At 62.1% G+C, this 13,495-nt stretch carries 15 protein-coding genes and 1 tRNA gene; 15 read left to right on the forward strand and 1 reads right to left on the reverse strand.

Translation table 11 applies throughout. The annotated features are described in order from the left end of the window. Positions 1-53 precede the first annotated feature (53 nt). The 7 genes from ftsH to pstB all read left to right on the forward strand — a co-directional run bounded on the left by ftsH (position 54) and on the right by pstB (position 8,224). Entirely contained in the window at positions 54-1,946 is a 1,893-nt protein-coding gene (ftsH, locus tag QM748_RS02430; RefSeq protein WP_415245487.1) for an ATP-dependent zinc metalloprotease FtsH, read from the forward strand. A gap of 72 nt (positions 1,947-2,018) precedes the next feature. Then, positions 2,019-2,849 carry a dihydropteroate synthase gene (gene folP, locus QM748_RS02435; protein WP_415245488.1) on the forward strand — a complete coding sequence of 277 codons (831 nt, stop codon included), beginning with the start codon at positions 2,019-2,021 and terminating at the stop codon, positions 2,847-2,849. Between the two features lie 70 nt (positions 2,850-2,919). Beyond that, the gene (gene glmM / locus QM748_RS02440) at positions 2,920-4,272 is read left to right on the forward strand and encodes a phosphoglucosamine mutase (RefSeq protein WP_415245489.1); all 1,353 of its coding nucleotides are present in this window, start codon (positions 2,920-2,922) and stop codon (positions 4,270-4,272) included. Positions 4,273-4,416: 144 nt separating this feature from the next. After that, positions 4,417-5,457 carry a phosphate ABC transporter substrate-binding protein PstS gene (gene pstS / locus QM748_RS02445; protein WP_415247997.1) on the forward strand — a complete coding sequence of 347 codons (1,041 nt, stop codon included), beginning with the start codon at positions 4,417-4,419 and terminating at the stop codon, positions 5,455-5,457. A 114-nt stretch (positions 5,458-5,571) separates the two neighbouring features. Beyond that, on the forward strand, positions 5,572-6,534 hold the full coding sequence (pstC, locus tag QM748_RS02450; RefSeq protein ID WP_415245490.1) for a phosphate ABC transporter permease PstC: 963 nt from the start codon (positions 5,572-5,574) through the stop codon (positions 6,532-6,534). 13 nt (positions 6,535-6,547) lie between these two features. Continuing rightward, positions 6,548-7,390, forward strand: coding sequence for a phosphate ABC transporter permease PstA (gene pstA, locus QM748_RS02455; RefSeq protein ID WP_415247998.1), 843 nt, complete (start codon positions 6,548-6,550; stop codon positions 7,388-7,390). A gap of 69 nt (positions 7,391-7,459) precedes the next feature. Further along, entirely contained in the window at positions 7,460-8,224 is a 765-nt protein-coding gene (gene pstB / locus QM748_RS02460; protein WP_415245491.1) for a phosphate ABC transporter ATP-binding protein PstB, read from the forward strand. 84 nt (positions 8,225-8,308) lie between these two features. Here the strand turns inward: pstB and QM748_RS02465 are convergent, their stop codons facing one another. Next, positions 8,309-8,554, reverse strand: coding sequence for a DUF2789 domain-containing protein (locus QM748_RS02465; RefSeq protein WP_415245492.1), 246 nt, complete (start codon positions 8,552-8,554; stop codon positions 8,309-8,311). Positions 8,555-8,824: 270 nt separating this feature from the next. Between QM748_RS02465 and tpiA the strand changes: the two genes are divergently transcribed. The 8 genes from tpiA to nuoE all read left to right on the forward strand — a co-directional run bounded on the left by tpiA (position 8,825) and on the right by nuoE (position 13,489). Then, a complete protein-coding gene (gene tpiA, locus QM748_RS02470) occupies positions 8,825-9,559 on the forward strand; it encodes a triose-phosphate isomerase (RefSeq protein WP_415245493.1) in 735 nt (244 codons plus the stop codon). 30 nt (positions 9,560-9,589) lie between these two features. After that, positions 9,590-9,949 (forward strand): preprotein translocase subunit SecG, encoded by a 360-nt coding sequence (gene secG / locus QM748_RS02475; RefSeq protein ID WP_415245495.1) that lies wholly within the window; start codon positions 9,590-9,592, stop codon positions 9,947-9,949. A 65-nt stretch (positions 9,950-10,014) separates the two neighbouring features. After that, a tRNA-Leu gene (locus QM748_RS02480) sits at positions 10,015-10,099 on the forward strand. 101 nt (positions 10,100-10,200) lie between these two features. Continuing rightward, positions 10,201-10,575, forward strand: coding sequence for an NADH-quinone oxidoreductase subunit A (gene ndhC / locus QM748_RS02485; protein WP_415245496.1), 375 nt, complete (start codon positions 10,201-10,203; stop codon positions 10,573-10,575). A gap of 3 nt (positions 10,576-10,578) precedes the next feature. Next, the gene (locus QM748_RS02490) at positions 10,579-11,055 is read left to right on the forward strand and encodes a NuoB/complex I 20 kDa subunit family protein (protein ID WP_415245497.1); all 477 of its coding nucleotides are present in this window, start codon (positions 10,579-10,581) and stop codon (positions 11,053-11,055) included. A 14-nt stretch (positions 11,056-11,069) separates the two neighbouring features. Beyond that, positions 11,070-11,675 carry an NADH-quinone oxidoreductase subunit C gene (locus QM748_RS02495; protein ID WP_415245498.1) on the forward strand — a complete coding sequence of 202 codons (606 nt, stop codon included), beginning with the start codon at positions 11,070-11,072 and terminating at the stop codon, positions 11,673-11,675. After that, the gene (locus QM748_RS02500) at positions 11,668-12,921 is read left to right on the forward strand and encodes an NADH-quinone oxidoreductase subunit D (protein WP_415245499.1); all 1,254 of its coding nucleotides are present in this window, start codon (positions 11,668-11,670) and stop codon (positions 12,919-12,921) included. Before QM748_RS02495 ends, QM748_RS02500 begins: the two co-directional genes overlap by 8 nt. Before the next feature lie 88 nt (positions 12,922-13,009). Next, positions 13,010-13,489 carry an NADH-quinone oxidoreductase subunit NuoE gene (gene nuoE, locus QM748_RS02505; RefSeq protein WP_004333791.1) on the forward strand — a complete coding sequence of 160 codons (480 nt, stop codon included), beginning with the start codon at positions 13,010-13,012 and terminating at the stop codon, positions 13,487-13,489. Positions 13,490-13,495 lie beyond the last annotated feature (6 nt).

Below are 13,495 nucleotides of genomic sequence, written 5' to 3' on the forward strand. Positions count from 1 at the left end.
CTAGAATCGGTCAGTTGCGTATATGGCCGCAATGGCTTTTGAGGAACGGAACGTTGAACAATTTATTCAAAAACCTCGCGATCTGGATGGTCATAGGCGTCGTGCTGATGACCGTGTTCAACCAGTTCAACACACGCCAGGCCACGCCGAATACGATGGAGTATTCGCAGTTTCTGGAAGAGGCGAAAGCGGGGCGCATCACCAAGGCGACGATCGATGGCCGCGTACTGAAGGCCACCACCCAGGAAGGACGGATGATCACCGTCTATACGCCGGGGGTGCAGGACATCTGGATGGTGTCCGATCTGATGAAATATGGCGTGCAGGTCAATGCGACCAAGCCCGAAGAGGAGCAGTCCTTCCTCGCGAGCATCTTCGTCTCCTGGTTCCCGATGCTGCTGCTGATTGGCGTATGGATCTTCTTCATGCGCCAGATGCAGGGCGGCGGCAAGGGCGGCGCGTTCTCGTTCGGCAAGAGCAAGGCGCGCATGCTCGACGAGTCGGCCAACAACATCACCTTTGCCGACGTCGCCGGCTGTGACGAAGCCAAGGAAGAGGTTGCTGAACTGGTCGAGTTCCTGCGCGACCCGTCCAAGTTCCAGAAGCTCGGCGGCCGCATTCCGAAGGGTGTGCTGATGGTCGGTTCGCCGGGTACTGGCAAGACCCTGCTCGCCAAGGCGATCGCGGGCGAAGCCAAGGTTCCCTTCTTCTCGATCTCGGGTTCGGATTTCGTCGAGATGTTCGTCGGCGTCGGTGCCGCACGCGTGCGCGACATGTTCGAGCAGGCCAAGAAGCAGGCGCCCTGCATCATCTTCATCGACGAAATCGACGCGGTCGGCCGCCAGCGTGGTGCCGGCCTAGGCGGCGGCAATGACGAGCGCGAGCAGACGCTGAACCAGCTGCTGGTCGAAATGGACGGTTTCGAAGGCCAGACCGGCGTGATCGTGATTGCCGCGACCAACCGTCCCGACGTGCTGGACCCGGCGCTGCTGCGCCCGGGCCGTTTCGACCGCCAGGTCGTCGTGGCGCTGCCCGATATCCGTGGCCGCGAGCAGATTCTGAAGGTCCACATGCGCAAGGTGCCGATCGCTCCCGACGTCGATGCGCAGGTGCTGGCTCGCGGAACGCCGGGCTTCGCCGGTGCGGATCTGGCCAACCTGGTCAACGAAGCGGCCCTGTTCGCCGCGCGCGCCAACAAGCGCCTGGTGGACATGGACGACTTCGAGCGCGCCAAGGACAAGATCATGATGGGCGCCGAGCGCCGCTCGGTGGTCATGCCCGAAGAGGAGCGCCGCAACACGGCTTACCATGAGTCCGGTCACGCGGTGGTTGCGCGCCTGCTCGACAAGACCGATCCGGTGCACAAGGTCACGATCATCCCGCGCGGCCGTGCGCTGGGCGTGACGATGCAGCTGCCGACCGAGGATCGCTACAGCCAGGACCGCGAGCGCCTGCTGCAGACGATCGCCGTGCTGTTCGGCGGCCGGATTGCCGAAGAGATTTTCATGAAGCAGATGACGACCGGCGCCTCCAACGACTTTGCCCGGGCGACCGATCTCGCCCGCCGCATGGTCACCCAATGGGGCATGTCCGATACCCTGGGGCCGATGGTGTATGGTGAGGAAGAAGGCGAGATTTTCCTTGGCCGCCAGGTGACGACACATCGCAATGTGTCCGAAGCCACGATGCAGAAGGTCGATGCCGAGATTCGCCGCATCATCGACCAGCAGTACGCGCTGGCGCGCCGTCTGCTCGAAGAGAACAGCGACAAGGTCGAGGTGATGACGAAGGCGCTGCTGGAATGGGAAACGATCGATGCCGAGCAGGTGAACGACATCATGGCGGGTCGTCCGCCGCGTGCACCCAAGCCGCTGGCATCGCCGCCCAGCCGACCGACCGACGATGCGCCGGGTGCGGCACCGACGGCGCCGGCGCCTGCCGCCTAGTCCGGCCGACATTTTCAGCCTTCAATCCGACGGGCCGGTTCTTCCGGCCCGTTTTCATTGGGATACCTCCCCATGCCGATCCTTCAATGCGGGCGTTTCCGCCTCGATCTTTCCCCACCAAGGATCATGGCGATCATCAACCTTACGGACGACTCCTTCAGTGGGGACGGCCTCAGTGGAGATTTGTCCGCTGCCTTACGGCAGGCCGAGCGCGCGCTGGAGCAGGGGGCCGACATGCTCGACGTCGGTGCCGAATCGTCGCGCCCGGGTGCTGAGCCGGTGCCGGACGCGCAGGAGCAGGCGCGAGTGGTGGCTTTCATCGAACGCACGCGCAGCTGGAATGTGCCGCTGTCGATCGATACGTTGAAACCGGCAGTGATGCGCGCGGCGATCGAGGCCGGCGCCGACATGATCAATGACATCAATGCGTTTCGTGCCCCAGGGGCGGTCGAGGCCGTGGCGGGCAGCCAGGCCGGTTTGTGCGTCATGCACATGTTGGGCGAGCCGCGCACGATGCAGAAGGATCCACGCTATGTGGACGTGGTTGCCGAGGTGAAGCGATTCCTCGACGAGCGAACGAGAGTGCTGGAGGCTGCCGGCATCTCACGCGAGCGGATCGTGCTCGATCCGGGATTCGGTTTCGGCAAACGGGTCGAGAACAACTATGCCTTGCTGCGGGAACTGGAACGCTTCGGTGCCGAAGGGCTGGCCGTACTGGCCGGGCTTTCGCGCAAATCGATGCTGGGCGCAGTGACCGGGCGCGAAGTGGCAGAGCGGATGCCTGCCAGCATCGCCGCGGCCCTGATTGCCGTGCAGCGAGGAGCCGGCATCGTGCGTGTGCATGACGTCGCGGCGACCCGCGATGCGCTCGAGATATGGCGGGCGGTAGGTGCCGGCACGTGAGCAATCCTTGGCGCGCGCTGATTCACGAGGGATGCCATAATTACCGCTTTGTCAAACAGCCGGAGCGATGATGGGGCGCAAGTATTTCGGTACCGATGGTGTGCGGGGAAAGGTCGGTGATGCACTGATCACTCCGGAGTTCGTGATGCGGCTGGGCTATGCGGCCGGTGTGACGCTGGTTGCACGCGAAAAACTGCCCGTGGGCGAGCATCCGGCCGTTCTAATCGGCAAGGACACGCGGATTTCCGGCTACATGCTCGAAGCTGCACTGGAGGCGGGGTTTGCTGCCGCCGGGGTGGACGTCATGCTCGCGGGGCCGATTCCAACGCCGGCGGTGGCCTATCTGACGCGCGCGCTGCGCCTGCAGGCTGGGGTGGTGATTTCGGCCTCGCACAACCCTTTCTACGATAATGGCATCAAGTTCTTCTCTGCGGGCGGCACCAAGCTGCCGGATGCGCTCGAAGCCGAGATCGAGGCTCACCTCGACGAGCCGATGGGCTGCGTCAACTCGAAGCGGCTCGGCAGGGCCCGCCGCATCAGCGATTCGGCTGGACGTTACATCGAGTTCTGCAAGAGCACGTTCCCGAATGAGCTGGACCTTCGCGGCATGCGGATCGCGGTCAACTGCGCCCATGGCGCGGCCTATCAGATTGCACCGAAGGTTTTCCACGAGCTGGGCGCAGAAATTCTGCCGGTCGGGGTCGAGCCGAATGGACTGAACATCAACGACGGCGTCGGCGCCACCCGGCCCGAGCATCTGTGTCAGGCCGTGCTGGCGCAGGGGGCGGATCTGGGTATCGCGCTCGATGGCGACGCGGACCGTCTCATCATGGTGGACCATCGTGGCGAAATCTACGACGGCGACAAGCTGCTCTACGTGATTGCCGCTGCCCGCCATGCGGAAGGGAAGCTGGACGGCGTCGTCGGCACCCTGATGAGCAACCTGGGTTTCGAGCATGCGATCGGCCGGCTCGGCGCACCGTTTGCCCGGGCCAAGGTGGGCGACCGCTATGTGCTGGAGCTGCTGCACGAGCGTGGCTGGAAGCTGGGCGGCGAGAACTCGGGCCACATCATCTGCCTCGACCGCCACAGTACTGGCGACGGTATCGTTTCTGCCTTGCAGGTGCTCGCCGCGCTCAGGCAGACCGGCAAGAGCCTCGCAGAAGCCTGCGCCGACTTGGTGTTCTATCCGCAGAAACTGATCAATGTGCGTCTGCCTGCCGGTTTCGACTGGCGTGCCGACAGCGGCATCGCCGCTGCACAGACCAGGGCGGAGGAGGCGCTCGGCGACAGTGGCCGTGTGCTGCTGCGGCCTTCGGGCACCGAGCCCTTGCTGCGCGTGATGGTCGAAGGGCGTGACGGCGAGCTCGTCGAGCGCCTTGCGCGCGAAATCGCCGATGTGGTGCAGCACGCGGTCGGCTGATTCCAGGACGGTGCTGGGCATGGCCCGGCACCGTCATTTTCGCAGTCATGGTCGGACGGGTTTTTTCCGTCCGGTGACATGAAACGCGGCTGTAACAATGCGTTGTTACCTTAGGGGCCTGGATTTCAACCCGAGGTAACGATGATGCGTTTCTCCACCAAGTTTGCCCTTGCCGCTTCTTCCGCCATCCTGTTCGCCGTCAATGCGCAGGCGGCTGACATCACCGGAGCGGGTGCGTCCTTTCCGGCGCCGATCTACGCCAAGTGGGCCGATGCCTACCAGAAGGCGACGGGCAACCGCGTGAATTACCAATCGATCGGTTCCGGTGGCGGCATTCGCCAGATCACCGCGAAGACGGTCGATTTCGGTGCCTCCGACATGCCGCTGACGCCGGAGAAGCTGGCCGAAGGCGGGCTTCAGCAGTTCCCCACGGTGATCGGCGCGGTCGTGCCGGTGGTGAATCTGCAAGGCATCAAGCCGGGCGACATGAAGCTGACCGGTGAAGTCCTGGCCCAGATCTACCAGGGCAAGATCACCAAGTGGAACGACCCGGCGCTGGTTGCGCTGAATCCTGGCCTGAACCTGCCGGATCAGGACATCGGCGTGGTGCGTCGCGCCGACGGTTCGGGTACGACCTTCGTGTTCACCAACTACCTGTCGAAGGTCTCCGCCGAGTGGAAGGAGAAGATCGGCGAGGGTACCGCAGTTCAATGGCCGGTCGGCCTGGGTGGCAAGGGCAATGAAGGCGTGTCGGCCTTCGTGCAGCGCCTGCCGGGCTCGATCGGTTATGTCGAGTACGCCTACGCCAAGCAGAACAAGCTGCCCCATGCGATTCTGCAGAATGCGAATGGTCAGTTCGTCGAGCCGAGCAACGAGAGCTTCGCTGCCGCGGCCGAAGGCGCCGACTGGTCCAAGTCGGCCTTCTACGAGATCCTGACCAACCAGCCCGGCGCCAAGGCCTGGCCGATCACCAGCGCGACCTTCATCCTGATGCACAAGGTGCAGGGCAAGTCATCGCAAGCAGCCGAAACGCTGAAATTCTTCGACTGGGCCTATGCCAATGGTGGCGAAATGGCGCTCGAGCTCGAGTACATCCCGCTGCCGAAGGCCACGGTCGACCTGATTCGCGCCTCCTGGGGCGAGATGAAGGATGCCGCCGGCGCGCCGATCCCCTACGGCAAGTAAGCGGGATTCCTCCCCATGGTCCAACCTAGCCAACCGCCAGAGGCCCATGGGGCCTTTGGCGCTTCCCTTTCCACGGGCGGCGGCGCCCAGGCCGCCGCCCTTCAGGGTGTTTCCATGCGAACGACCGACTTCAAGTCTTCGGCGTCGAGAAGAGCCGGCGACAAGGTGTTCAGCGGCATGGCGAAATCCTTCGCCTGGCTGACGCTGATTCTGCTGGCGGGCATCGTCGTCGCACTCATCTATGCTTCCTGGCCGAGCATCCAGGCCTTCGGCATCGGCTTCCTGTTCTCCGATGCCTGGAATCCGCCGATGGAGGATTTCGGCGCGCTGATTCCGATCTACGGCACGCTGGTCACCTCGGCGATCGCCTTGCTGATCGCGGTGCCGGTCAGCTTCGGCATCGCGCTGTTCCTGACCGAGCTTTCGCCGGCCTGGCTGCGCCGTCCGCTCGGTACCGCAATCGAACTGCTCGCGGCCATCCCCAGTATCGTCTATGGCATGTGGGGCCTGCTGATCTTTGCGCCGATCTTCGCCCAGTATGTGCAGCCCGGCCTGCAATCGACCATCGGGCAGGTGCCGATCATCGGCAAGCTCTTTGCCGGTGCGTCGCTGGGCATCGGCCTGCTCTGTGCCGGCATCATTCTGGCGATCATGATCATCCCCTACATCGCCTCGGTCATGCGCGACGTGTTCGAAGTGACGCCGCCGATGCTGAAGGAGTCTGCCTACGGTGTCGGCTGCACGACCTGGGAAGTGATGTGGGGCGTGGTGCTGCCTTACACCAAGACCGGCGTGATCGGTGGCGTGATGCTGGGTCTCGGCCGTGCGCTGGGCGAAACGATGGCGGTGACCTTCGTCATCGGCAATACCAACTTCCTCAATTCCGCGTCCTTGTTCGAACCCGGCAACAGCATCACCTCGGCGCTGGCGAACGAGTTCGCCGAAGCCGATCCCGGCCTGCATACCGCAGCGCTGATGGAGCTTGGCCTGATCCTGTTTGCGATCACGCTGGTCGTGCTGATCGTTTCAAAACTGCTGCTGATGCGACTCGCCAAGGGCGAGGGCGCCAAGAGCTGAGCGAGTGACCGACATGAATCTGCTTGCAAGACGCAAACTCACCAACCAAGTGGCCCTGACCTTGTCGCTGTCGGCCATGGGCTTCGGCCTGTTCTGGTTGGCGTGGATCCTCTGGACGGTGTTCGATCTGGGTCTGTCCGGCCTGTCGGTCACCTTGTTCACCGAGATGACGCCGCCACCCGGCGCCGAGAGCGGCGGTCTGCTCAACGCGATCGTCGGCAGCCTGATCCTGGTGACGCTGGCAACGCTGCTCGGCACGCCGATCGGCATCCTGACCGGTGTGTATCTGGCCGAGTACGGACAGCATCACTGGCTGGGCAAGACCACCCGCTTCATCAACGACCTGCTGTTGTCGGCACCGTCGATCGTCATCGGTCTGTTCGTGTATGCGGTAGTGGTGGCGCAGACGGGCAAGTTCTCGGCCTGGTCTGGCGTGATCGCGCTGGCCCTGATCGTGTTGCCGGTCGTCGTGCGCACGACCGAGAACATGCTGCAACTCATCCCCAACACCTTGCGCGAAGCGGCTTTCGCCCTGGGCGCGCCCAAGAGTGTGGTGATTTCCAAGGTCACGCTGCGGGCGGCCCGGGCCGGGGTGATGACCGGCGTGCTGCTGGCGGTGGCGCGGATCGCGGGTGAAACGGCACCGCTGCTCTTCACCGCGCTGTCCAACCAGTTCTGGACGCTGAACCTCAACGAGCCGATGGCCAACCTGCCGGTCACCATCTTCAAGTTCGCCATGAGCCCCTTCACGAACTGGCAGGACCTGGCCTGGGCAGGCGTCTTCCTGATCACCATGGGTGTGCTGGTGCTCAACATCCTTGCCCGTGTCTTCCTGCGGGCCGAGAAGATCAACTGAGGATCGAACAAGGATCCATTGCCAGCAATCCGGGGCCGGCAGCGCCGGCCCGCGACTGGAGAAGAACACATGCAAATCAACGACGCGCAAATCGAATTCAAGGACTTCAACTTCTACTACGGCAAGTTCCATGCGCTGAAGAACATCAACTTCAAGATGGCGCGCCACAAGTGCACCGCCTTCATCGGGCCCTCGGGCTGCGGTAAATCGACGCTGCTGCGCACGATCAACCGCATGTACGACCTCTACCCCGAACAGCGTGCCGAAGGCCAACTGCTGCTGGACGGCCGCAATCTGCTCGGTTCGGACATCGACCTCAGCGTGCTGCGCGCCAAGGTCGGCATGGTGTTCCAGAAGCCGACACCGTTTCCGATGTCGATCTACGACAACATCGCCTTCGGCGTGAAGTTGCACGAAAGCCTGTCGTCGAAGGACATGGACGATCGGGTTGAATGGGCGTTGCGCAAGGCGGCGCTGTGGGACGAGGTCAAGGACAAGCTCCACCAGAGCGGCATGAGTCTGTCGGGCGGCCAGCAGCAGCGACTGTGCATCGCCCGCGGCATTGCGGTGAAGCCCGAAGTCATCCTGCTCGACGAGCCGACTTCGGCCCTCGATCCGATCTCGACCGCACGCATCGAGGAACTGGTCGATGAACTGAAGAGCGAGTTCACCATCATCATCGTCACCCACAACATGCAGCAGGCGGCGCGGATCTCGGATTACACCGCCTACATGTATCTTGGCGAGATGGTCGAGTTCGGCGTCACCGATGAGTTGTTCGTGAAGCCGAAGAAGAAGGAAACGGAGGACTACATTACCGGTCGCTTCGGCTGAACGGAAACGGGTGGTTCGGGCTGCCCTGCGCGGGCCGCCCTTTCTGCATCCTGACAAAGGCCGGCACGTGTTGCCGGCCTTTGTTCATGCGGCGTTGGTATTACGTAATGCCGCGTTGAGCTGGTCGACGAGTTCGGCCCAATCGGCATCGTTTGCAAGCTGCTCCTGGAGAAACGCTGCCTGGCCTGTCGTCCAGAATGGTGCATCGGGCAGCTTCACCTCGTCGGCGAGCGGTGCATGTGCGGCAATGAAGGCTTCGACCTCGACGGCCGAGTTCGGCAGCCCGAGCTGGGCGAACAAATCCTTCAGGACGTGCACTGGCTTTTCCATGGCGGTGCTCCTGTGATGGTGAGTGACTCAGGTTCGGCAAGCCCGGGACGGATTGGTTCGTGCCTGGGGCGACCCTGTTCTTGCCGCACCACACTTTGCCATGCATCCTGGCGAGCGTCGCTTCAAGCATAGCGTCGATCTGTTCTCCAGTCTTTCCACATGGTACGGGTGACGCGCTTGGTGGAGCAGGGCGTTTGCACGGATTTGCCGGCAGGCCGTCCGGGCCATATAATCCTGCGGTTTAGCTTTCTGCGTCAGAAAGTCCGCACAATGATCAAGAAACTCGTCGCAGGCAATTGGAAGATGAACGGCGGCCTCGCTGCCAACGAAGCTCTGCTTGCGGCACTTCGCCCTGTGTCCGGAGTGGATGTCGCGCTGTGTGTTCCCCATCCCTATCTGGCCCAGCTGCAGCGGCGCCCGCCGGGTTTCGAGCTTGGTGCGCAGGATGTCAGCGAGTTTGCTGCTGGTGCCTATACCGGCGAGGTCAGCGCCGCGATGCTCGCGGATTTCGGCTGTCGCTACGTGATCGTGGGGCACTCCGAACGGCGGGCGTTGTTCGGCGAGGATGATGCGACTGTGGCGCGCAAGGCGTGCGCGGCTCTGTCGGGCGGACTCGTGCCGATCGTCTGTGTGGGTGAAACCCTGGATGAGCGTGAGGCCGGTGAGGCGCTGGCCGTGATCACCCGGCAGCTTGCGGCGGTGGTAGAAGTGCTGGGCAAGGAAGGTTTGAGCCGGTCGGTGTTGGCCTACGAGCCGGTCTGGGCGATCGGGAGCGGGCGCTCGGCGACGGCGGAGCAGGCCGAAGAAGTCCATGCCGCGATCCGGGCCTGGCTGGTGGAGCAGGGTGTCGATGCGACTGGAGTCAGGATCTTGTACGGTGGCAGTGTGAAGCCGGACAACGCGATGGAGCTCTTTGCCATGCCGAACGTGGATGGCGGCTTGATCGGCGGGGCATCTCTGGTCGCCGGTGACTTCATGGCCATCTGCCGGGCGGCAGGGGTCTGAGTTTTCAACGAAGTTCTTTTAGGGTTTGTGATGGGTGACTATCTTTTTTCTCTCGTGCTGACTGTCCATGTTCTGGTCGGCCTCGGTGTGATCGGTCTGGTTCTGGTGCAGCATGGGAAAGGGGCTGACATGGGGGCTGCATTCGGAAGCGGTGCGTCTGGCAGCCTGTTCGGCTCGTCCGGCTCGGCGAACTTTCTCAGCCGCACGACGGCGGTGCTGGCAGCGGTCTTCTTTCTGACCAGTCTGGGGCTGAGCTATCTCGCCAACGACAAGCCCGCGGCGCCTTCGAGCATCATGGAGGGTGTGCAGGTGCCGTCGCCCCAGGATGGCGTTCCTGCTGTGCCGTCGGCGCCGGCCGACGACTCCGCTGCGCAAGCCATCCCCAAATAAATACGTATCCGGTTGTTTGCTCGCTGCGTAAAAAAACGTATAATCGCTTGGCTTTGAAACGAAGCGCCGACGTGGTGAAATTGGTAAACACGCTATCTTGAGGGGGTAGTGGCGAAAGCCGTATGAGTTCGAGTCTCATCGTCGGCACCATGATTACGGAGAGCGCCCGCTATTGCGGGCGTTCCTACGCAGAGCAGCCAAAACAATAATGACAGCGCTCCTGCTGTCGAATTTGCTAGGGGGTTTTGAACATGCTGGAAAATTACTTTCCTGTTCTGATGTTCATGCTCGTGGGTCTGGGTTTCGGTGTTGCTCCTGTGCTTCTCGGGCGTATCGTTGCTCCCTATCGCCCTGACGGTGAAAAGCTCTCTCCTTACGAATGCGGCTTCGAGGCGTTTGAAGACGCCCGCATGAAGTTCGACGTTCGTTATTATCTGATCGCCATTCTCTTCATTCTGTTCGATCTGGAAATCGCCTTCCTGTTTCCGTGGGCGACGGTTTTCCAGGAGTTCATCGCCGCAGGTGAGCACGTCTGGTTCGTGTTCGGTTCGGTGATGGTCTTTCTTGCGATTCTGGTTATCGGATACATCGTCGAGTGGAAGAACGGTGCGCTCGACTGGGAGTAAGGCATGAGCATTGAGGGTGTCTTCCGCGAAGGTTTCGTCACGACTTCGCTCGACGCGGTCATCAACTGGACGCGTACCGGCTCGCTGTGGCCGATGACTTTCGGTCTGGCCTGCTGTGCGGTCGAGATGATTCATGCCGGCTGTGCCCGGTATGATCTCGACCGTTTCGGCGTGGTGTTCCGGCCCAGTCCCCGTCAGTCCGATCTGATGATCGTGGCCGGTACCTTGTGCAACAAGATGGCGCCCGCGCTGCGCAAGGTGTATGACCAGATGGCCGAGCCGCGCTGGGTCATTTCGATGGGTTCCTGTGCCAACGGTGGCGGGTACTACCACTATTCCTATTCGGTCGTGCGTGGCTGCGACCGCATCGTGCCGGTCGATGTCTATGTGCCGGGCTGTCCGCCCACGGCCGAGGCCTTGCTCTACGGCATTCTTCAGCTTCAGAACAAGATCAAGCGCACTAGCACGATCGCGCGTTGACAGGTGCCCCAGACATGAGTGCCAAGCTTGAACGCCTGAGCCAGAAGCTGCGCGACGTATTCGGTGAAACGCTGCAGTCTCTGGTTGTCGATTGCGGGGAAGTGACGATCGAGGTCGCTGCCGCCGATTATCTGAACGTGGCCCGGATGCTCCGCGATCATGAAGATCTGCATTTCGAGCAGCTGATCGACATCTCCGGTCTCGACTACTCCACCTATGGCAATACCCCTTGGGCTGGAAAGCGCTTCGCATCGTCGGCGCATCTGACTTCGATTCGCCACAACTGGCGCTTGCGCCTGCGTGCATTTGCCGATGACGACGCGTTTCCGGTGCTGGATTCGGTCGTCGAAATCTGGCAGAGCGCCAACTGGTTCGAGCGTGAGTCCTTCGACCTGTACGGCATCATGTATGCCGGCCACCCCGATCTGCGCCGCATCCTGACCGACTACGGTTTCGTCGGACATCCGTTCCGCAAGGATTTCCCGATTTCGGGCTATGTCGAAATGCGCTACGACCCGGAGCAGGGTCGGGTCGTCTATCAGCCGGTCACCATCGAGCCGCGCGAGAACATACCGCGCATCGTGCGCGAAGAGAACTACGGGGACGTCGGCCATGGCTGAAATCCGCAACTACACGATCAACTTCGGGCCGCAGCACCCGTCGGCTCACGGCGTGCTGCGTCTGGTGCTCGAGCTCGACGGTGAAGTCGTCGAACGTGCCGATCCGCATATCGGCCTGCTGCACCGCGGTACCGAGAAGCTTGCCGAGACGCGGACCTGGGTGCAGTCGGTGCCCTACATGGACCGTCTCGACTACGTGTCGATGATGTGCAACGAGCACGCCTACTGTATGGCCATCGAACGCCTGCTCGGCGTTCAGGTGCCGGAGCGGGCGCAGTACATCCGCGTGATGTTCGACGAGATCACGCGCATCCTGAACCACCTGCTCAACATCGGCACCCACGCGCTCGACATCGGTGCGATGACGATGGTGCTCTACACCTTCCGCGAGCGCGAAGACCTGATGGACGTCTATGAGGCGGTGTCCGGCGCGCGGATGCACGCGGCCTACTACCGGCCGGGTGGCGTCTATCGTGACCTGCCCGACCGGATGCCGAAGTACGAGGTCAACAAGTTCCGCAACGAGAAGACGGTGCGCGAGCTCAATGCTTCACGCGACGGCTCGATGCTCGACTTCATCGAGGACTTCACCAACCGCTTCCCGACCTATTGCGACGAGTACGAGACCCTGCTGACCGACAACCGGATCTGGAAGCAGCGTACCGTGGGGATCGGCGTGGTCTCGCCGGAACAGGCGCTCGCCTGGGGCTTCACCGGCCCGATGCTGCGTGGTTCCGGCATCGCCTGGGATCTGCGCAAGAAGCAGCCCTATGAAGTCTATGACCGCATGGATTTCGACGTGCCCATCGGCAAGAACGGCGACTGCTACGATCGCTATCTGTGCCGGATGGAGGAAATGCGCCAGTCGAACCGCATCGTCAAGCAGTGCGTGGATTGGCTGCGCAAGAATCCCGGTCCGGTCATCACGGACAACCACAAGGTGGCGCCGCCTTCCCGCGAGGACATGAAGTCCAACATGGAAGAGCTGATCCACCACTTCAAGTTGTTCACCGAAGGCATTCATGTGCCCAAGGGCGAGGTCTATGCCGCGGTCGAGCATCCGAAGGGCGAGTTTGGCGTGTATGCGGTTTCGGACGGTGCGAACAAGCCGTATCGCCTCAAGCTGCGGGCGCCGGGCTTCGCGCACCTCGCCGCGATGGACGACATGACCCGCGGGCACATGATCGCGGACGTCGTCGCCATCATCGGTACGATGGATGTCGTGTTTGGCGAGATCGACCGCTGAGGTCGGATCACTTTACGCGCTATGGCGTGATTATCGGCGTGACATCGGCTAACAAGAGTCGGCAGGCTATCCGGAAGATCAAAACGAAATGCTGAGCCAGGAATCCTTGCAACAGATCGATCGAGAGATCGCCAAGTATCCACCAGACCAGAAGCAGTCCGCTGTGATGGCGGCGCTGCGCATTGCGCAGGTCGAGAAAGGGTGGTTGCCGAAGGAACTCATCGAGTTCGTTGCCCGCTATCTCGAGATGCCGCCGATTGCGGCCTATGAGGTGGCGAGCTTCTACAACATGTACGATCTGGAGCCGGTGGGGCGCCACAAGATCACGGTGTGCACGAACCTGCCCTGTGCCTTGTCAGGCGGCGTCCATGCCGCCGAGTACGTCAAGCAGAAGCTGGGAATCGATTTCAATGAAACCACGCCCGACGGCAAGTTCACGCTGAAGGAAGGCGAATGCATGGGTGCCTGTGGTGATGCGCCTGTACTGCTGGTGAACAATCACCAGATGTGCAGCTGGATGACTACGGAAAAGATCGACCAGATGCTGGCGGACCTGGACAAGAAATGAGCACGC

The organism is Thauera sp. (assembly GCF_047601425.1).
Lineage (GTDB): Bacteria > Pseudomonadota > Gammaproteobacteria > Burkholderiales > Rhodocyclaceae > Thauera.